The sequence below is a fragment of the Variovorax sp. CCNWLW186 genome (assembly GCF_037203865.1).
In the GTDB taxonomy this organism is placed as follows: Bacteria; Pseudomonadota; Gammaproteobacteria; order Burkholderiales; family Burkholderiaceae_C; genus Variovorax.
This window is the reverse complement of sequence record NZ_JBBCBO010000003.1, coordinates 325,147-345,213: the sequence shown is the minus strand read 5'-3', so window position 1 is coordinate 345,213 and position 20,067 is coordinate 325,147. Positions and strand designations below refer to the sequence as shown.

At 66.1% G+C, this 20,067-nt stretch carries 16 protein-coding genes; 5 read left to right on the top strand and 11 right to left on the bottom strand.

Annotated elements, in window-relative coordinates; genetic code table 11:
- Positions 1-28: 28 nt before the first annotated feature.
- The 7 genes from xylB to V9K97_RS05865 all read right to left on the bottom strand — a co-directional run bounded on the left by xylB (position 29) and on the right by V9K97_RS05865 (position 7,182).
- Entirely contained in the window at positions 29-1,501 is a 1,473-nt protein-coding gene (gene xylB, locus V9K97_RS05895; protein ID WP_337316941.1) for a xylulokinase, read from the bottom strand.
- Positions 1,502-1,548: 47 nt separating this feature from the next.
- On the bottom strand, positions 1,549-2,487 hold the full coding sequence (locus tag V9K97_RS05890; RefSeq protein WP_337316940.1) for an AraC family transcriptional regulator: 939 nt from the start codon (positions 2,485-2,487) through the stop codon (positions 1,549-1,551).
- 13 nt (positions 2,488-2,500) lie between these two features.
- Positions 2,501-3,469: a carbohydrate kinase family protein gene (locus V9K97_RS05885; RefSeq protein ID WP_337316938.1), complete on the bottom strand. Its 969-nt coding sequence runs from the start codon at positions 3,467-3,469 to the stop codon at positions 2,501-2,503.
- 26 nt (positions 3,470-3,495) lie between these two features.
- On the bottom strand, positions 3,496-4,167 hold the full coding sequence (locus V9K97_RS05880; RefSeq protein ID WP_337316936.1) for a transaldolase family protein: 672 nt from the start codon (positions 4,165-4,167) through the stop codon (positions 3,496-3,498).
- Positions 4,168-4,534: 367 nt separating this feature from the next.
- Complete coding sequence (locus tag V9K97_RS05875; protein WP_337316970.1) at positions 4,535-5,329, bottom strand: ABC transporter ATP-binding protein; 795 nt, start codon at positions 5,327-5,329, stop codon at positions 4,535-4,537.
- Positions 5,330-5,331: 2 nt separating this feature from the next.
- Positions 5,332-6,180 carry an ABC transporter permease gene (locus tag V9K97_RS05870; protein WP_337314830.1) on the bottom strand — a complete coding sequence of 283 codons (849 nt, stop codon included), beginning with the start codon at positions 6,178-6,180 and terminating at the stop codon, positions 5,332-5,334.
- A 33-nt stretch (positions 6,181-6,213) separates the two neighbouring features.
- Positions 6,214-7,182 (bottom strand): ABC transporter substrate-binding protein, encoded by a 969-nt coding sequence (locus V9K97_RS05865; protein WP_337316935.1) that lies wholly within the window; start codon positions 7,180-7,182, stop codon positions 6,214-6,216.
- 293 nt (positions 7,183-7,475) lie between these two features.
- On the opposite strand from V9K97_RS05865, the gene recQ reads away from it, so the two are divergent.
- Entirely contained in the window at positions 7,476-9,371 is a 1,896-nt protein-coding gene (gene recQ / locus V9K97_RS05860; RefSeq protein WP_337316933.1) for a DNA helicase RecQ, read from the top strand.
- Positions 9,372-9,395: 24 nt separating this feature from the next.
- Here recQ and V9K97_RS05855 read toward each other — a convergent pair whose 3' ends face one another.
- The 3 genes from V9K97_RS05855 to V9K97_RS05845 form a co-directional block, all read right to left on the bottom strand.
- Positions 9,396-10,586: a nucleoside hydrolase gene (locus V9K97_RS05855; RefSeq protein ID WP_337316931.1), complete on the bottom strand. Its 1,191-nt coding sequence runs from the start codon at positions 10,584-10,586 to the stop codon at positions 9,396-9,398.
- Positions 10,587-10,727: 141 nt separating this feature from the next.
- Positions 10,728-12,326: a S41 family peptidase gene (locus tag V9K97_RS05850; protein ID WP_337316929.1), complete on the bottom strand. Its 1,599-nt coding sequence runs from the start codon at positions 12,324-12,326 to the stop codon at positions 10,728-10,730.
- An 89-nt stretch (positions 12,327-12,415) separates the two neighbouring features.
- The gene (locus V9K97_RS05845; protein ID WP_337316927.1) at positions 12,416-14,740 is read right to left on the bottom strand and encodes an ATP-binding protein; all 2,325 of its coding nucleotides are present in this window, start codon (positions 14,738-14,740) and stop codon (positions 12,416-12,418) included.
- Positions 14,741-14,856: 116 nt separating this feature from the next.
- On the opposite strand from V9K97_RS05845, the gene V9K97_RS05840 reads away from it, so the two are divergent.
- The 3 genes from V9K97_RS05840 (at position 14,857) to V9K97_RS05830 (ending at position 18,336) form a co-directional block, all read left to right on the top strand.
- Positions 14,857-16,080, top strand: a complete 1,224-nt coding sequence (locus tag V9K97_RS05840; RefSeq protein ID WP_337298406.1) for a threonine ammonia-lyase — start codon at positions 14,857-14,859, stop codon at positions 16,078-16,080.
- Positions 16,081-16,169: 89 nt separating this feature from the next.
- Positions 16,170-16,322: a hypothetical protein gene (locus V9K97_RS05835; protein WP_165442056.1), complete on the top strand. Its 153-nt coding sequence runs from the start codon at positions 16,170-16,172 to the stop codon at positions 16,320-16,322.
- A gap of 145 nt (positions 16,323-16,467) precedes the next feature.
- Positions 16,468-18,336: a phosphoenolpyruvate carboxykinase (GTP) gene (locus V9K97_RS05830; RefSeq protein ID WP_337316925.1), complete on the top strand. Its 1,869-nt coding sequence runs from the start codon at positions 16,468-16,470 to the stop codon at positions 18,334-18,336.
- A gap of 92 nt (positions 18,337-18,428) precedes the next feature.
- On the opposite strand, the gene V9K97_RS05825 is transcribed toward V9K97_RS05830, so the two are convergent.
- Positions 18,429-18,977 carry a hypothetical protein gene (locus V9K97_RS05825; RefSeq protein ID WP_258503295.1) on the bottom strand — a complete coding sequence of 183 codons (549 nt, stop codon included), beginning with the start codon at positions 18,975-18,977 and terminating at the stop codon, positions 18,429-18,431.
- Between the two features lie 107 nt (positions 18,978-19,084).
- Here V9K97_RS05825 and V9K97_RS05820 point away from each other — a divergent pair, with 107 nt between their 5' ends.
- The gene (locus V9K97_RS05820) at positions 19,085-20,065 is read left to right on the top strand and encodes a LysR family transcriptional regulator (protein WP_337316922.1); all 981 of its coding nucleotides are present in this window, start codon (positions 19,085-19,087) and stop codon (positions 20,063-20,065) included.
- Positions 20,066-20,067: the final 2 nt, after the last annotated feature.

The window sequence follows — 20,067 nt, the reverse complement described above, 5'->3', positions numbered from 1 at the left end:
AGCGGCCCTTTTTTATTGCGCGGTACGTTTATCGAAATTGGTCGCGCAGCGCCATGTAGAGCACCTGGAAGCGCGCATGCCGCGTCTTGTGCGAGCCGTTCCCTTCGACCGAGGGCGCCAGTTGCTGCTTGACCGGCGGCAGCGTGCACACCTCGGCCACAGCGCCACCGTCAGCCAGCCACGCGAGGCGCGCCGCACCCAGCGCGCCGCCCGTCTCGCTGCCTGCATAGAGCGTGAGCGGCACCTGGAAGATGTCGGCCAGCAGTTGGCCCCACCACACGCTGCGCGCACCGCCGCCGACCAGCGCCACTTCGCGCAGCGGCATGTCGGCCGGCAGGCGCAAGGTGTCGAAGCCGTCGCGCAGCCCGAAGCTCACGCCCTCGACCACGGCATAGGCAATCTCGGCCGACCCATGCGCATGCGTCAGGCCGAACAACGCGCCCTGCGCATTGGGGTTGTTGTGCGGCGAGCGTTCGCCTGAAAGGTACGGAAGGAACAGCGGGCACCGCTCGCGCTGTGCCGGTGCGACCGATGCGGCCGCTTCGAGCAATGCCGCCTCGTCGGCGAACTTGAATGCCTTGGCAGCCCAGCTCACCGCGCTCGCGGCAGAGAGCATCACCGACATCTGGTGCCAGCGATTGGGCAGCGCATGGCAAAACGCATGCATCGCCTGCGCGGGGTTCGGCAGAAAGCGGTCGGTCGAAACGAACACCACGCCCGATGTGCCGAGCGACACGAAGCCCTGCCCCGGTTCCACCAGCCCCATGCCGACCGCGCTGGCGGCGTTGTCGCCCGCACCACCGGCAATGAGCACCGTGGTGCCGCTGCCCACGCCCCAGCGCGCGGCAAGCTCGGGCTTGAGCTGCGTCGACACTTCGCTGCCTTCGACCAGCCGCGGCATGTGCTCGCGCGTGAGCCCCGTGGCCGCGAGCAGTTCGTCGGACCAGCCGCGCGCACCGACATCGAGCCACAGCGTGCCGGCCGCATCGGACATTTCGCTGACGGCCTCGCCGCTGAGCATGAAGCGCAGCCAGTCTTTGGGCAGCAGCACGCGCGCCACGCGATTGAAGATTTCAGGTTCATGCTCGCGCACCCACAGCAGCTTGGGCGCTGTAAAACCGGGCATCGCCAGGTTGCCCGCGATCTCGCCCAGGCGCGGCACGGCGCGCGCGAGCGCCTCGCACTGCACGCCGCTGCGGCCGTCGTTCCAGAGAATGGCGGGACGCAGCACCTCGCCCGCGGCATCGAGCAGCGTGGCGCCGTGCATCTGGCCCGACAGACCGATGGCACGCACGGCTCGCAGTGCATCGGGGTGCGCCTCCCGCAATTCGGCCATGACCTGTTCGAGCGCTTGCCACCATTGGCTTGGCGCCTGTTCCGACCAGAGCGGTTGCGGCCGTTCGACCGTGAGTGCTGCACGTGCGACGCCGACGATGCGGTGATCGTCGGCAAGCAGCAGCGCCTTGAGCTCGGACGTGCCGAGGTCGAGTCCCAGATACAAGATAGTGCTCCCTGATTGCGCCCCGAGCGCCTGCTGTTGTTCCGAAGTCAGCCGAACCGCGTATCGGCCTGGCGCCGGAACTCGCTCGGCGTCATGCCCTTGATTTCGAGAAACCGCCGGTTGAAGTTGGCCACGTTGTTGAAGCCGACCTGATAGCAGATGTCGGTCACGTAGTGATCGGTCTGCATCAGCAGGTGGCAGGCGCTGTTGATGCGCACGCGGTTGACGAAGTCGGTAAAGCTGTTGCCGGTAGAGCGCCGGAAGAATCGGCTGAAGCGGCTCTCGCTCATGCCGAGCTCGGCCGCCACGTCCGACATCGAGATGGATTCCGCCAGGTTGGCGGTGATGCGGTTGACGATGTCGTTGATCTGGTCGACCTGCGCATCGCCCTCGATGCCTTGCGCGCCCTGCATCTGAACGCTCGACAGCAGCCGGTAGTCGGTGCATTGCGCCAGGTCGGCCATGAACTCGAAGAAGAGCCCGAGCCGGCGCACGCCGCGCGCAGCCTTGATGTTGTCCCAGTGCGTTTGGGCCTGCTGCGACATGCCGAAGAACTCGATGCCGTGGCGCGCGCGTTCGAGCAGCTGCATCACCTCGCGCAATTCCGGAATTCCGGCGGCAGCGCTCTCGATCGGCTCGTGGCGGAACTGGATCACCCGATCGCGCCCCTCGGCACCGCCTTCGGGCACGTCGAGAGAAATCCAGTTGTGCGGCAGCCGCGGCCCGCAAAGCACGAGGTGCCCCGGCTGGAACGGCCCGATCCAGTCGCCGACGAAAGCCTTGCCCGACGTCTCCGTGATCAGGTGCAGCTCGTAGTCTTCATGAAAGTGCCATCGCACCAGCGGGCTCGGAAAGCCGTGCGCAAGGCAGCGCACCAAGCCGGTTTCAGGGGCCTCGTAGCCTAGCGACGGCGAACGCGCGATGTCGCGCTCCAGTTCGGGTTGGCGCTGGCGGGGAATCGCGCGTTTGCGGGTGGACGTTGTCATGGCAGCACGAAGGTCAAAACCGGGACGCGGCAGGCTCATTGTCCTGCTGCGCGAGCGCGGCCTCAACCGCCTGGAGCGTGGGTGGATCGGCGCCTTCGCGGGTGCAGTTCAGCGCAGCGGCCGTGGCGGCAAAGCGCATCACCTCGCGCCAGGCCTCGTCGCTCAGTTCGCCAAGCTGGGCCGGGTGCCCCACGCCGTGCGCAAGCAGCGACACGGAGAGGCCGGCCGTGAAGGTGTCGCCCGCGCCAATGGTGTCGACCACCTCCACCCGAGGCGCCGCCACGGGGAGCGGTTCGCGCCCGGTGCGCCAGAGCGTGGCACCGGCGCCGCCGCGAGTGACGATGACCGCATGCACACCGGCCTGCAGGCACTCCGCGGCCAGCGCATCGACTGGCCGGCCGGGGGCGAGCAGTTCGGCATCCTCGTCGCTGAGCTTGACCATGTCGGCCATCGCAAGCCACTCCATGACGCGCGTGCGATACGCCGGCATGTCGGGAATCAGGCTCGGCCGCACATTGGGGTCGAACACGATCACGCGGCGTCCTGCGTTGGCCGTGACCAGTTCGGCGATGCGCGTGGCCGCCGGCTCCTGCAGCAGCGAGATCGACCCGAAGTGCAGAAAGCGGCAGTCCGCCGGCAGCTGCGGCAGCGGCTCGGGCGCCCAGGTCGCGTCGGCGCTGCCACGGGTATAGAACGCATAGCGGTTGGTCTGCGGCGTGCGCTCGACAAAGGCCAGGGTCGACGGCGCGTTGCTCCGCAGAATGAAGCTGGTGTCCACGCCGTTGTGCTCGAGAAAGCCCATCAGCCGCTCACCGAAGAGGTCGGTCGACAGCTGGGTGAGAAAGCCGGTGGGTTGGCCCAGGCGAGCGCAGGCCACCGCGGTGTTGAGCGGCGAGCCGCCCTCGTGCCCCAAGAACCCGAGGGTGCCTGCCTCGCTGGCGGTGAAATCGATCAGGGCTTCGCCCGTGAGTGCAATACGCATAGTGGTTCGATTCTCTTCGTCTTCTCTCAGCCCAAGGCACGCGCGTCGGCCAGGAAGCCGCTCTCGGCAGCCAGCGTGGCGGGATGATCGAGCAGTTCGGCAAAAAGGCGTGGCGGAATGGTGATGGCACCCACGCCAAGCCCCAGCAACGAAAGATACGCCTCGCGCGAGCGGATGCTCGCGACCAGGAGCCGCGTGCCGGAAGAGGGCCGCTGCACCACCAGGGCCTGCATTTGCGCAATGAGCGCCAGCCCATCGATACCGGCGTCTTCGAGCCGCCCGAGATACGGCGCCGCGTACGCCGCGCCCAGTTGCGCGGCAAAGTGCGCCTGTTCGGGCGCGTACACAGCCGTCCACGTCACCGGCACGTCTTGCGCGATGAGCCGTGCGCCGGCATCGAGGCCTTGGCGCGTGGCGGGAATCTTTACCACGAGTTGTCCGCGGTCGAAGTGCGAGAGCAGCTTATCGGCGTCTTTGAGCATGCCGTCGACATCGCTCGAATACACCTGGGCTTGTACCTGTCGCGCGCCCAGCTCAATGCAGCGCTTCAGCAGACCCGGTACCTCGTCGCGGCCTACGCCTGCGCGTTGAAGCAGCGTGGGGTTGGTTGTTACGCCGTGAACGACTGGGTGCGGTAGGCACGTCTTCAGCTCGGTCAAGTCGGCGCTGTCCAGATACAGGTGGAAATCTTGGTTCATGGGCTTGCTTGGTGCACAGAATACGGAGAGTTCGTGGCGTGTGCAAAGGCCACCGGGTACTCCCCTCCGCGAATGTCCCCCGGGCTTCGCCCTCCTCCTTTATTTCGCTGCGCGGAGCACCCGATGCCCTGTGCACCTGGGCACGCTGTTGGTGCGCGGCCAATCAACGGCCACTGCTCATAACGCGCACGTCGATGGGGTGCCTTGCGCAGCGAAATAAAGGAGGAGGCCGCAGGCCGGGGGACATTCGCGGAGAAAGGTACCCCGTCGGCGGGGGCGCGCCCTGAACAGGAACGCCCTGAACACGCACCCTCGGAACAACGCGCCAACAGCAACCCGCGACGAAATGAGTACCCGGCCTTCATTACTAATGCTCCGCAGCCGCCATCGACTCCGCGCGAATCTCTTCCGTCAACCGGGCCTTGCTTTCCATGAACTCGGGCGAAGTCTTGATCGTGTAGTGGCGCGGATGCGGAAAGTCGACCGCGATCTCCGTCTTGATTCGGCCCGGCCGCGCGCTGAACACCGCCACGCGGTTGGCCATGAAGATCGCTTCGTCGATGTCGTGCGTGACGAACAGCACCGTCTTCTGCGCCGACTCCCATATGCCCAGCAACAGCTCCTGCATCAGCACGCGCGTCTGGTTGTCGAGCGCGCCGAAGGGTTCGTCGAGCAGCAGCATCTTGGGGTCGTTGGCGAGTGCGCGCGCAATGGCCGTGCGCTGCTGCATGCCGCCCGAGAGCTGCTTGGGAAAGTGGTTCTCGAACCCACGCAGGCCCACCTTGGCGATGAAGAACTCGCTGCGTTCCTTTTGATCGGCCTCGCTCATGCCGCGCTCGCGCAGGCCGAAGCGGATGTTCTGCGCCACCGTGAGCCACGGAAAGAGCGTGTAGCTCTGGAACACCACGCCGCGGTCGGCGCCGGGGCCTTCGATGCGCTCGCCGTCGAGCAGCACCTGGCCAGTGGTCGGAAAGTCGAGCCCCGCCACGATGCGCAGCAGCGTCGACTTGCCGCAGCCCGAGGGGCCGAGGATGGTGACGAAGTCGTTCTCCTTCACCTCGAAATCGATCGGCAGCAGCGCCTGCGTGCTCTGGCCCTTGGTGCCCGTGAAGACGCGCGACACGCCCTGGATGGAGAGTTGGTTGCTGTTGTTGTTCGTCATCATCACAGTGCTGCCCAGGCGAACATGCGGCGGTTGAGCGCCTTGAATGCGAAGTCGGACACCAGCCCGATGACGCCGATCACGATGATCCCGAAGATGATCTGCCCGGTGTTCAGCAAGGCCTGGCTGTCGGTGATCATGTGGCCGATGCCGGACGAAGAGCCGATGAGTTCGGCCACGATCACGTAGGTCCACGCCCAGCCCAGCACCAGGCGCAGGGTTTCGGCAATGCCGGGTGCGGCGCCAGGAATGAGCACCCGCGCGACGATGCCGCGGCTCTTGGCGCCCAGCGTGTAGGCGGCCTCGACCAGGTCGCGCCGCGCACCGCCGACGGTGACCGCGACCATCAGCGTGATCTGGAACACCGAGCCGATGAAAATGACCAGCAGCTTCTGCGCCTCGCCGATGCCCGCCCAAAGAATCAAGAGCGGAATGAAGGCCGAGGCCGGCAGGTAGCGGCAGAACGAGACAAAAGGCTCGAAGAAGGCCTCGACGCCTTTCCACGTGCCCATGGCAACGCCCAGCGGCACCGCGACGATGGTCGCCAGCACAAAGCCGCCGAACACGCGCCACACCGTCATGCCGATGTCGTGGATGAAGTTGTATTCGGTGAAGAGCAGCACGCCCTCCTTCACCATGGTGACGGGGCTCGCCAGGAAGGTCGGCGACACGAAGCCGCCGAGCGTGAAGAAGGCCCATACCGCCACGAACAGCACGAAGAAGCCGAGCCCCAGCAGCCAGCGTGCACGCGCGCCCACGGGTTCGAGCGGCGCCAGCGAGCGCCTGCGGCGGGGTGCCGCCGGCGCCGCCGCCAGCCGGGCGGGAACCGCCGCCGGCTCGGATGAATTCATGACAGGCGTCGCTTCCATGCTGCTGGCTCGCTCTTACTTGATGAAACTGGTGTCGAAGGTGGCGGCCAGGTCGTCGGGCGCCTTGCGGATGACGCCGGACTCCAGCAGGATGGCCTGTGCGTCCTTCATGAAGGGCGTGATCTCGCTCGCGAAGAACTTCTGGTTGGCTGCCTTGTCCGACCAGCGCAGGTAGGCCGACGACTTGGCGAACTGCTCGCCGGTCTGCTTGACGGCCGCGCCCATGATTTCGTTCGACTTGGCCGGATCGGCCTTGATCATGTCGATGGCTTCGAAGTACGAATTTGTGAGCGCCTGAGCGGCCTTGGCGTTGGCCTTGAGCCACGTGGGCGCGCAGCCGACGGTGTCCATCACCATCGGGTAGTCGAGCGTGGTGGCCAGGATCTTGCCCGCGGCGGGGTTGGCGCGCACGGTGGAGAGATACGGCTCGTAGGTCATGGCGGCATCGTTCTGGCCGGCCACGAAGGCCTGCGCCGCGGGCTGCGGCTCGAGCGAGACGAGCTTCACGTCCTTCATGGTCATGCCGTTCTTGTTGAGCATCCAGGCCAGGCCGAAGTACGGCGCGGTGCCGGGTGCGCTCACGCCGATGGCCTTGCCCTTGAGGTCGGCAAAGCCCTTGACGTCGTTGCGCACGGCCAGGCCGTCGGCGCCGTAGGACTTGTCCATCTGGAATATCTGCACGATGGGCACGCCATTGGCGTTCCATGCCACGTGGGTTTCGACCGTGGTGGCCGCGCACTGGATGGAGCCCGAGGCCAGCGCCAGGTGGCGGTCTTTCTGCGGGATCATCTTGAGCTCGACATCGAGCCCGTTCTTCTTGAAGATGCCGGCCTTGTCGGCCAGCGTGAGCGGTGCAAAGCCGGTCCAGCCCGACATGCCGAGCACGATCTTGGTTTCCTGCGCGGAGGCCGTTCCGGCCATGCCTGCTGCACATGCGCCTGCTGCCAGCAGGGAAGCGACTTTCACAATTACCGTCTTGACCATGGGTACTCCTGGTTCTGTTCTCTGAAAAGGCTCGGCGATGCGCCCCTGATAGCGGGATACGCGCGCCTCGCATTGTTGCCAAGCGCCCCAACTTGTATATACAGGATAACCCGGGAGAGCCGTTTCGGTGCATTTCTTAAGGAAAATGCACCAGATTGCTGTCTATACAGGAGAGCGGCGGGACGGGTTTTGCGATTGCAAACCTCGTGCCACGGTCATGTCGATGCCGCTGGGGGACAATCCGGGGTCGCTCCCTTTTTTCCCGGTTGCCCGCCCCTTCGCCCCTGCCCTCCGTGTCCTCGCTCGCTCCCCTCCCCCTCGACGCTCCCGGCAGCAGCAGCGCACCCGCCGACATCCTTCACGAAGTTTTCGGCTACTCGCAGTTCCGCGGGCCGCAGCAGGACATCGTGGAGCACGTGGTGGGCGGCGGAGATGCGCTGGTGCTGATGCCCACGGGCGGCGGCAAGTCGCTCTGCTACCAGATACCGGCCATTGCGCGGCAGCGCTCGGGGCGCGGCGTTTCGGTGGTGGTGTCGCCGCTGATCGCGCTGATGCACGACCAGGTCGGCGCGCTGCACGAGGCCGGCGTGAACGCGGCCTTTCTCAATTCGACGCTCGACTGGGAGCAGACGCAGGACGTGGAGCGCCGCATGCTGCGCGGCGAGATCACGCTGCTGTATGCGGCGCCCGAGCGCGTGAACACGCCGCGCTTTCTCTCGCAGCTCGACTCGCTGAAGGAGCGCGGCAAGCTCTCGCTGTTCGCGATCGACGAGGCGCATTGCGTGAGCCAGTGGGGCCACGACTTCCGGCCCGAATACCGCGCGCTCACGGTGCTGCACGAGCGCTACCCGGGCGTGCCGCGCATTGCACTCACGGCCACGGCCGATGCGCTCACGCGCGCCGACATCGTCGAGCGGCTGCAGCTGGAGGAAGCGCGGCAGTTCGTCTCCAGCTTCGACCGGCCGAACATCCGCTACACCATCGTCGAGAAGAAAGACGCGACCACGCAGCTGCTGCGCTTCATCGAGCGCGAGCACGAAGGCGATGCGGGCGTGGTCTATTGCCAGTCGCGCAAGCGCGTGGAAGACGTGGCCGTGACGCTGCAGGGCGCGGGCATCAACGCGCTGCCCTATCACGCCGGGCTGGACGCCGCGGTGCGCCAGAAGCACCAGGACCGGTTCCTGCGCGAGGAAGGTATCGTGATGGTGGCGACCATCGCCTTCGGCATGGGCATCGACAAGCCCGACGTGCGCTTTGTCGGCCACTTGGACATGCCCAAGAACATCGAGGGCTACTACCAGGAAACCGGCCGCGCGGGCCGCGACGGCGCCCCGGCCGATGCGTGGATGGCCTATGGCCTGCAGGACGTGGTGAACCAGCGCCGCATGATCGACGAGAGCCCGGCCGGCGAAGAGTTCAAGCAGGTGATGCGCGGCAAGCTCGATGCGCTGCTGTCGCTGGCCGAGGCAAGCGACTGCCGTCGCGTGCGGCTCCTGGGCTACTTCGGTGAAAAGAGCACACCCTGCGGCAACTGCGACAACTGCCTGAACCCGCCGCAGGTGTGGGACGGCACCGATGCGGCGCGCAAGCTGCTCTCCACCATCTACCGCGTGCAGCAACTGAGCGGCATCAGCTTTGGCGCGGGCCACATCATGGACATCCTGCGCGGCAAGGAGACCGAGAAGGTCAAGCAGTTCGGGCACGAGCGCATCAGCACCTTCGGGCTGGGCGCGGAGTTCAGCGAAGTGCAGTTGCGCGGCGTGCTGCGGCAGCTCATCGCCACGGGCGCGCTGGCCGTCGATGCAGAGGCGTTCAACACACTGAAGCTCACCGAAGGATCGCGGCCGGTGCTCAAGGGCGAAGCGAACGTGACGCTGCGCGAGTCGATCTCGTCGCCCGCCGAGCGCAAGCCGCGCCGCGAGAAGGTGGCCAAGGGCGCGCCGTCACCGGCGGCCGCCAAGCTCGATGACACCGGCAAGAAGCGCTTCGAGGCGCTGAAGGCCTGGCGCGCGGAAGTGGCACGCGAGCACAACCTGCCGGCCTACGTGATCTTTCACGACGCCACGCTGGCGGCCATTGCCGAACGCGCACCCGCCACGCTCGAAGACCTGCAGGGCATCAGCGGCATCGGCACCAAGAAGCTCGAAGCCTACGGCAGCGAGGTGCTGCGCGTCGCCTCGGCTTTCTAGGCTCGTCCGCCTGGCGCGTATCGGTCAGCTGGCCTGCGGCAGTGTGATCGGCACCGGCCGCGTGAGCAGGTCGACGTAGAGCTCGAAGAAGCGCGCGTTGTCGAACTTCTTCACCACGGTCATCTTCTGCAGCGTGGGCCCCGCGGGCTGCGCGCTGTAGCCGATGGAGCGGCCGTTTTGTGCGGCGCCGGGCTGGGCGACCACGTCGACATAGCGCTCCACCGTTTGCGTGGCGTAGCTCGGGTCGATGAGGTAGGCGAGCGTGAGCGTGTCCCAGATGTTCTGCGTGTAGCTGGGGTTGTTCTCGAAGCCGTTGGTGCCGCTGAAGCCGTAGCCGTTGAGTTGCTTGAACACCTCGGTCACGGGCGTGGGCTTGGCGGTGTGCGCAATGCGGTCGTAGATGGGTTTGGTGAGAAACACGGTGTCGGTCACGTCGAGCGGCACCACCACCTGCGGAATCGGCAGGCGCACCACGAACTGCGCGGCCTCGGGGTCGAACCACCAGTTGAACTCTGCAAACTTGGTGGTGTTGCCCGCCACGTCGATGGCGCCGCCCATGTAGATGATCTTCTTGATGAGCGGCACGATCTCGGGGTTCTGCTTGACCGCGAGCGCAATGTTGGTGAGCGGGCCGATGGCAAGGATGGTGATCTCGTTGGGGTTGGCCTTCACCGTGTCGACGATGAAGTCGACCGCGCTCTTGCGCTGCAGCACGGTGCGGGTCGCGAATCCGTCGGGCGAGGGCTTCAGGTCGGCATCGGTCTTGGGCTCGGGGCCGCTCCATGCGCCCAGGTAGCCATCGCCTCCCGCACCAGCGGCCATTTCGGCCTCGATGGTCGCGTAGTCGTGGTTGAACGCGTAGTTCGCGCCGGCATAAACGCCGATGCGGTCGCCCACGCCAAGGCGCTCCACCGACATCAGCGCATCGGCCACGCCCTGCTTGAGCCACTGGTTGCCCGAGACCACGCTGATGCCCATGACCTGCACCTTGCCCGAGGCCTGCAGCTGGGCGGCCATGACGCCGAGCTGGCCGTCGTCGCTCATGGTGTTGTAGTCGCTGTCGATGATGATCTTCTGCGCGGGCGGCGGGGCGGCGCCGTACCCCGGGGCGAGCCCGATGCCGCCGTTGCCATCACCGCCGCCGCCGCAGGCCGACAGCACCGTGGCAAGCAGGGCCGCGGCCATCCATTTGCGTCGCTGAATCCGAATCTTCATCCCGGCTCCTTTGAGTTGGTATTGCCATGTAGAACTAAATGCCAAACGATTGCGCAAACGTTTGCTTGAACTCTAATAGGCGAGCCGAAAGAGCGGTAAAGGGGATGGTTTCAAGCAGTAACCGTGATGGTGCGAGACCGCTCAGCCCGGGGCTGGCGCGGCATCGAGCAGGCGGATTTCGCGCAGCGGCGTGCGCTGAAGCAGGTAGGGCTGCTCGGCGGCGGCTTCGGACTTCTCGAGCCCCGGCAGGGTCTTGGTCGAAGCCGATGCGGGGCACACGCCGCCGTTGCGCATCGCCAGCGCGGCGGCCAGCCGAGCCTCGGCCGGATCGCCGAGCGCCTGGTCGAAATCGTCGGCCACGGTGCAGCTGGGGGCGAAGCCGTCGCCATAGTCGCCGAAGTTCTTGGCGTTGACGCCCTGGAACTGGATGGCGAAGTAGCTCGTGCCGCAGTTGTCTTGCGGAGAAAAGCCGTAGGGCTTGCCGCAAGTGGCCCCGCCGACGAGGTTGACCTGGACGTCGACGCCGCGCAGGCTGTTGATGACCGACTCGCTCGCCGAGCAGGTGTCGGGGCCGACGAGCACCGTTACCTGCGAAAGGCCGAGCCTCGGAAGCTCGGCGCCCGAGCGGCTCCTGGCGTGGAAAGGAATGACGGTTTGTGCCGGGGTCAGGTGAAAAGGGTTCTTGTCGTTGAAGACAAGGCGCTCGAAGGTCTTGCCCGAGGTTGCGGCCGGCGAAGACACCATGGTGGCCAGCCGGCTCGCGATGTTGAGCTGGCCGCCGCCGTTGTAGCGCATGTCGAGCACCAGGTCCTGGATGCCGCTGCCGGCCTTCAGCTGGTTGACCGCATCGATGAGCTGCGCTTCGGAGGTTGTGATGTGGTCGTTGAAGAGCAGGTAGCCCACGCGGCCGCTGCCGGTGTCGATGGTTTTCACGTTCTGCACCGGCGTGCGCGTGATGCTCGCGGCCGACAGCGTCACGGTGCGCGTGGTGCTGCCTTCCTGCAGCTTGAAGGTGTGCGATTCGCCGATGGTGGTGGGTGAGATGCCGCGGTTGATGACGGTGGTGTTGGTGCCTTCAATGACGTCGACGCCATCGACTTCGAGCACCTTTGCGCCGCGTGCAATGCCGGCTGATGCGGCGGGCGAGCCAGGTTCAGTGAAGGCAATGCGCAGATCGCGCGGCCGCGAGTTGCGCACGAACGCGAACTCCATGCCGTAGCCCGGCGCCACGCCGGCCTCTGAAAGCTGCCGGTACCGCTCGGTGTCGTACACGTAGTGAAAGCGGTCTTTCGCGCGGCCCGATGCGGTGAGGGCCGGGCTCTTGAGCACGCTGAAGTAGGCGACCGGCGTGGCGTAGTCGGCGGCCTTCAAGGTGGTCGGCACTTCGCCGTACCAGAGATAGGTTTCGTCGATCCAGCCGCGCACCCAGCGCTTTTCATCGGTGAGCGTGCCGACCTTGTCGGGGTAGGCGGTGCCGGTCTCGGGGTTGGTGCCCGTGCGCGGCGCGGCGCACAGGCCGGCCACGGTGGACGAGGCCACGATGGTGTCGTCATTGCCGCCGTTGGCCGGGGGCGTGGTGGTAGGCGGCAGGAAGATCGGCAGCCCGCCACCGCCCCCTCCTCCGCCACCGCCACCACCGCAAGCGGCCAGAACGAAGGCGGCAAAGGCCAGCGCAAATGCGGCTTGCGCGCGGGCGGTGGCGCGCGGCTTCTCCCGCGCGTTCGCTTCGAGTGAATTCATCGAGCCCCTCCTCGTGTCCGCTGCCGCGGACGGTATTCTTGTTTGCCGCTTTTCAGTCGCGATGTTCTACGGCGGTGTTCTGCAACGGTCTACTGCACAAAACCGATGCCGCGCGATTCGCGCACTTCGGGCTTGATGCGGTGCTCGGCCTCGAGCTGGTCGAGGAATTCGGCGGCCGAAAAATCGACCGCCAGAATATCCGTCTGCCGTTTCACGGCCGCGAAATCTCCCGGGCACAGCTGCCTCATTTGTGCCAGGCGCGTCTTGATTTCTCCGGTGAGCAATGCCGCATCGCCGGCCAGTGCCTCGGTAATGAACATGCGCTCGCGCTGCACCGCGGTGAGCGGCATGAACTTGATCTTGAACGTGAAGCGCCTGAGCGCCGCCTGGTCGAGCCGGTCGAGCAGGTTGGTGGTGCAGATGAAGACGCCGTTGAAGCGCTCCATGCCCTGCAGCATCTCGTTGACTTCGGTCACTTCATAGGTGCGCTGCGCTCCGCGCCGGTCCTGCAGGAAGCTGTCGGCCTCGTCGAGCAGCAGCACGGCTTTTTCGGCTTCCGCTTCCCTGAACATGGCGGCCATGTTCTGCTCGGTTTCGCCGACGTACTTGCTCATGAGGTCGCTGGCCTGCTTGATGATGAGCGGGCGGCCGATGGCCTTGGCAATGTGCTCGGCCAGCGCAGTCTTGCCGGTGCCGGGCGCGCCGTAGAAGCACAGCGTGCCGTGCCCGCGCGCCTTGATGGCCGCCACGATGCGCGGAATCTCGAAACGGGTTTCGACATTGAGCATGTCGAGGTCGTAGGTGGTCACGCTGCGCCGCTCGCCCAGGCCGGTGTCGAGCGTGCCAAGCGCGAGGTCGGCATTCTTGAGTTGCCGCTCGATCAGCGCTTCCATCGATGCGCCCTCGGTTTGCGCGAGCCCCGCAAAGCGCACCGCGGTGCGGATCTGCGCGGGCGTGAGGCCCTTGCGTTCGGCGAGCTTGGCGGTAAAGGCCTCCGACACCACGATGCCTTCGAGCGTCTTCTTGATGAGCTGCTCGCGCGCGCCGGGCGGCGGCGACTTGAGCTCGAGGTGATACGCAAAGCGTCGGCGGAACGCCGGGTCGATCTGCTCGATGCGGTTGGTCACCCACAGCGTGGGCACCGGGTTGGCTTCGAGGATCTGGTTGACCCAGGCCTTGCCGCTCACGCTGCCGCTGGTGGGCGCCGGAATCTGCTCGGCACGGGCCATGAACTGCGCGGCTTCGGTGCTGATGGGCGGAAACACGTCTTCCACCTCGTCGAACAGCAGCGCGGCCTGCGCACTGCCCTTGAGGAACACCTGCGCAATCTGCAGCGAACGATAGCGGTCGCGGCCGCTCAGCGAATTGCCGTCGCGGTCGGCGTATTCGACCTCGAACAGTTCGAGCCCCGCCGCCTGCGCCACGACCTTGGCAAGCTCGGTCTTGCCGGTGCCGGGCGGCCCGTAGAGCAGCACGTTGACGCCGGGCTCCTTGCGCGCCACCGCGGCGCGCAGCAGCGTGACGAGCATCTGCGCGTCTTCTTGTACAAAAGAAAAATCGTGCGTGGTGAGCGTGCTCTTGGCCGATGGCCGCGTGAACACGGCCATGAGTTCGTTGTGGTCGCGGTACTCGCGCATCAGCACCGGCGGCAGCTTTTCGCTGACCTTCATGAGGTCGGCCAGGTCGGTGATGTTGTGCTCGGAAATCAGGTTTTCGACCAGGCCGATGCGCTCGAGCCGCGAGCCCGCGCGCAATGCCTCGCCCACTTCGCTCGCATTGACGCCCGCAATGTCGGCAATGGCCGCATAGGCTTCGGGTGCGTTGTTGACCTTGAACTCGACCAGCAGCGAACGCAGGTCGCGCTGGTAGCGCGCGAGGGTGCCGTAGAGCAGCAGCGCGCGCTCGGCCTTGTTGAGCTGCAGCAGGCCCGCGAGCGCATCGATGTTCTTTTCGACCAGCGTCGATTGCTTGCGCAGCGCGTGCGTGAGCCAGTCGCGCGTGACGGCCAGCACCGAGAGCAAGTCCTTGGGATGGTCCTTGGCGTACTCGTCCAGGTAGAAGAACAGCGTGCCTTCTTCATACGGGCCGCGCCACACGCCATGCCGCTCCAGCAGTGTGCGGCCGTCGAAATCTTCCACGCCTTTCCAGGCCTCGTTGCCGGCGCAGCGCCGGCCGAGAAATTCGCGCAGCCGCTGCAGCACCGCAACGGGCCACACCAGGTGGCGGCCGGTGAGCGACAGCAGGCCGTTGATGTCGCGGCGCACGTTGAAGCGCGGCCCCTGCTTGGCGGCGAGCGTGAGCACGAAGTGCGAGCACATGAGCTCGAGCACCGGCGCGCCCTTGAGCCCGGGCGACGGCAATGCCTGCCCGCGTACCGCAGCAGCCACGACATCGACACCCGCACGCTTGACCATCGGACAACCTCCAGACGAGGAACTTCTTGGAGCGACCATAACGCAGACTTTTAGCTTGGGGAAGACGCCGGAACGGTAAAAACCCTGATGGTGCGATTCCAGCCACAATGCCCGCCATGGTCGGAATCGAAGAAATCCGGCGCGCCGCGGCGCGTCTGCAGGGTCAGGTGCTCAATACGCCCTGCGTCGAGTCGCGCACGCTCTCGGAGATCGTGGGCGCGCAGGTCTTCCTGAAGTTCGAGAACCTGCAGTTCACATCCTCGTTCAAGGAACGCGGGGCGTGCAACAAGCTGGTCGATCTTTCGGAGAACGGGCCCGCTGGCGACGGCAAGGAAACCGCGCGCGGCGTCATTGCCATGTCGGCCGGCAACCATGCCCAGGGTGTGGCCTATCACGCGCAGCGGCTCGGCCTGCGCGCGCTCATCGTGATGCCGCGCTTCACGCCCGGCGTCAAGATAGAGCGCACGCGCGGCTTTGGCGCCGAAGTGGTGCTGCACGGCGACACGCTGGACGCGGCGCGCGCGCATGCGCTGGAACTGGCCGAGCGCGAAGGCCTGACCTTCGTTCATCCGTACGACGACGAGGCCATCATCGCGGGACAGGGCACCGTGGCGCTCGAAATGCTCGACGTGGTGCCCGATCTCGACGCGCTCGTGGTGTCGGTCGGCGGCGGCGGGCTGATTGCCGGCATGGCCGTTGCAGCGCGCGACCGTCGGCCCGGCATCGAGATCGTCGGCGTGCAGACCACGCGCTTTCCGGGCATGGTGAATGCCGTGAAGGGCACGCAGCACCTGCAGGGCAAGAGCACCATCGCCGAAGGCATTGCGGTCGGCACGCCCGGCGTGCTCACGCGCGAAATCATCGCCAAACATGTGGACGACCTGCTGCTGGTCGACGAAGGCGACATCGAGCAAGGCGTGCTGATGCTGCTCGAAATCGAGAAAACGCTGGTCGAAGGGGCCGGCGCGGCGGGCCTTGCGGCGCTGATCCGGCATCCGGAGCGCTTCAGGGGCAAGCGCGTGGGGCTGGTGCTTTCGGGCGGAAACATCGATCCGCTGCTGCTTGCAGCCATCATCGAGCGCGGCATGGTGCGGGCCGGGCGGTTGGCGCGCGTGCGGGTGAGCGCCCGCGATGTGCCGGGCTCATTGGCCCAGATCACGGCCACTGTGGCGGAAGCGGGCGCTAACGTCGATGAGGTTCATCATCAACGAGCCTTTACCATGCTGGCAGCGCAGAATGTCGATATCGAACTGGTGCTGCAGACCCGCGGACGGGCGCATCTGGCCAGCGTGCTGGGCGCGCTGCACGACGCGGGCTTCGAGGCCGAAGAGCAGCACTGAAGGGGCCCAGGCAAGCCCCTAGACCGCCGGGCCCGGGCCCATCGGTAAAATGCCCGCAGTTTTGTATTTGTGTATTCGAGGTACTTTCAATGTCCAACCCTACGCCCGTCGAGCCGCACCACGCGGCCGCCGTTGAAAAAGACGCCGTCGAATCGGTCGTGCACCTGATGCCGCTCGTCCTGCCGCTGGCCGGCGGCGTGCTGATGCTTTTGCTTGCATCCATCGCTGTCTATTTGGCCTGACAGGCATTAGCGTCTTCGTCCGCGGGCTTTGCGGCCCGCGTTGACGCAGTCTCCCAACGCGAAACGTTTTCTCAAACGGACCTCCGTGCCTCGATGGCGCGGCGTCCCGTTCGGAAAGACGATTTTTCAACTTAGGAGATTTCCGATGAACGCACCCACGATGCAGGGCCTTGCCATTCAGGCACCCTCATACGTCAAGAACGCAAAACTGATTGCCTGGGTGGCCGACATGGCCGCGCTTTGCAAACCCGAAGCCATCTACTGGTGCGACGGCAGCAAGGAAGAGTACGACCGCCTCTGCCAGAAGCTGGTCGACGCGGGTACCTTCAAGAAGCTCAACCCGGCCAAGCGTCCCAACTCCTTCCTCGCGGCGTCCGACCCGAGCGACGTGGCGCGCGTCGAAGACCGCACCTTCATCTGCTCCGAAAAGAAGGAAGACGCCGGCCCCACCAACAACTGGATGGCCCCGGCCGAAATGCGCGCCACGCTGCAGCCGCTGTTCGACGGCTGCATGAAGGGCCGCACGATGTACGTGGTGCCTTTCAGCATGGGCCCGCTCGGCTCGCCCATTGCGCACATCGGCATCGAGCTTTCGGACTCGCCTTACGTGGCGGTCAACATGAAGATCATGACCCGCATGGGCAAGGCCGTGTACGAAGTGCTCGGCGCCGACGGCGAGTTCGTGCCCTGCGTGCACACCGTGGGCGCACCGCTCGAGCCGGGCCAGAAGGACGTCACCTGGCCCTGCAACAAGACGAAGTACATCGTTCACTACCCCGAAACGCGCGAGATCTGGAGCTACGGCTCGGGCTACGGCGGCAACGCGCTGCTGGGCAAGAAGTGCTTTGCGCTGCGCATCGCCTCCACCATGGGCCGCGACGAGGGCTGGCTGGCCGAGCACATGCTCATCCTGGGCGTGACCTCGCCGGAGGGCAAGAAGTACCACGTGGCCGCCGCGTTCCCCTCGGCCTGCGGCAAGACCAACTTCTCGATGCTGGTGCCCCCGGCCGGCTTCGACGGCTGGCAAGTGACCACCATTGGCGACGACATCGCCTGGATCAAGCCCGGCAAGGATGGCCGCATGTACGCCATCAACCCCGAGGCGGGCTACTTCGGCGTGGCCCCCGGCACCAACCTCAAGACCAACCCCAACTGCCTGAAGAGCCTGGACCGCGACGTGATCTTCACCAACGTGGCGCTCACCGATGACGGCGACGTGTGGTGGGAAGGCCTGGAAGACGACGTGCCCGGCAAGAAGCTGCCCGAGCACCTGATCGACTGGCAGGGCAAGGACTGGACGCCGCAGATCGCCAAGGAAACCGGCGCCAAGGCCGCGCACCCGAACTCGCGCTTTACCGTGGCGGCCACCAACAACCCCGCGCTCGACCCGGCCTGGGACGATCCGGCCGGCGTGCCGATCGACGCCTTCATCTTCGGCGGCCGCCGCTCGACCACGGTGCCGCTGGTGACCGAAGGCCGCAACTGGACCGAAGGCGTCTACATGGCTGCCACCATGGGCTCGGAAACCACCGCCGCCATCGTCGGCCAGGTGGGCGTGGTGCGCCGCGATCCCTTCGCCATGCTGGCCTTCATGGGCTACAACATGAGCGACTACTTCCAGCACTGGCTCGACCTGGGCAAGAAGCTGGAAGCATCGGGCGCCAAGCAGCCGAAGATCTACACGACCAACTGGTTCCGCAAGGGTCCGGACGGCAAGTTCGTGTGGCCGGGCTACGGCGAGAACATGCGCGTGCTCAAGTGGATCATCGACCGCATCGAAGGCAAGGCCGAGGGTGTGGACCATGTCTTCGGCGTGAGCCCGCGCTATGAAGACCTGAACTGGACCGGCCTGGATTTCAGCGCCGAGCAGTACGCCACCGTCACCAACATCGACAAGGCCGCGTGGCAGGCCGAGCTGAAGCTGCACACCGAGCTGTTCGAACAGCTGGCGCACCACCTGCCGAAGGAGCTGCCGGAAACCAAGGCAGCCATCGAGCAGCGCCTGGCGGCCTGACGCTCCCCACCGTGCGGCGCAAGCCGCACCAACGAAAAAAAGCCGCCCAAGGGCGGCTTTTTCATGACTCGGCTAGCGAAGCGATCGATGGATCAGTAGTAGCGCGAGCTGTTCATGCGGCGCATGGCTTCGTAGAGCGTCGGCATGCGGGCATCGTTGGGACGTGCGGCCTTGCGGGCCAGCGCGTCGACCTTGGCGACGGCAGCAGGGGAAGCCTTGCCTTCCGACTGCTCGCGCCAGACGGCGGCTTGCAGTTCCTGCATCACGCGCGGGTCGCTGTGCGCGGTGGCAAGAAACCGGGCGTCGGCGCGGCTGGCGGCGCGGCGCTGGGCGGCTGCGTTCCACAGGGCCGCAACCTTGCTGGCCGGGGCGCGCAGCGAGCTGGCAAACAGTGCGATACCGGCGAAGACCGCGCCGCAGAGCACGGCCCAGGCGGCGAGCAGCGCGCCTTCGTCCCAGGTGGAAACGAGCTTGTCGCCCACCACCAGAACCGCCGCGATCACGGCGACGACGAGCAGCGCGATCAGCGGACGCGAACCGCTGGCACCGGCACGGGCGGCCTTGATCTGGCCGAACAGGATCTCGGCGCGCTGGACGCCGGGATGGGAAGTAGGTTGGTCAACGTGGACAAAGCTGGTCATGATGATCCCTCCGTGGGATGAGTGGCTTGATGCCGATGGGGGAATATTAGGGGTTACCCTAGTGTTCCGCCACTTTATCTTTCTGATGTTTATCATTCACAACGCTGATGGACGTCAACTTTCGCACGCTCGACCTCAACCTGCTCCGCGTCTTCGACGAGGTGATGGCGGAGCGCAACCTCACGCGGGCGGCGCGCAACCTGTCGATCACGCAGCCGGCTGTGAGCAATGCGCTGCGCCGCCTGCGCGACGTGCTCGGCGACGAACTGGTGAGCCGATCGGGCGCGGGCGTGGAGCCGACGCCGCGCGCGCTGGCGCTCTGGCCCACCGTGCGCGACGCCCTGCGGCAGCTGCAGCACACGCTGGCGCCGGGCGAGTTCGACGCGGCTGTCGCCGACACCACCTTCCTCCTGGCCATGGCCGACGCCACCGCCGCCGAGCTCATTCCGGGGTTGGTGCAAATCGTGGAGAAGGAAGCGCCCGCTATCTCGCTACGCGTTCTGCCGCTTACAACCCGCGATCCGCGGCGGATGCTCGAGCAGGAAGAAGTCGACATGGCGATCGGCTACTTTCCGGCCGTGATCGCCAGCCTGGCGGCACGCGGGCAATCGGGCGTGGGGGTGGCGTTCGAGACCCAGCGGCTCTACCTGGGCCAGTATGTGTGCGTGATGCGCCGCGGCCATCCGCTGGCGGATGCACCGCTCACCCTTGACGACTACTGCGCCGCCCGGCACCTGCTGGTGAGCTTTTCGGGCCGGCCCTACGGCTTTATCGACCAGACGCTGGGCGCCATGGGCCGGGAGCGGCGCATCGTGGTGACGGTGAACCAGTTTTTCACGGCCGGCCGTGTGGTCGCCAATTCAGACCTGCTCACCGTGCTGCCGCGGCATTTCGTGACCGTGACCGGCATCGACGACCAGCTGGTGCTGCGCGACCTGCCCTTCGACCAGCCGATGGTGCATGTCGACGCCATCTGGCACCGGCGCGCGCAGCATCTGCATTCGCATGAATGGCTGCGCACCGCGCTGTTGCGCTCCGCCGCGGCGGCTTTTGCGGATTCGGTCCTCGGGCAGAAGGTGCCCGGGTGACC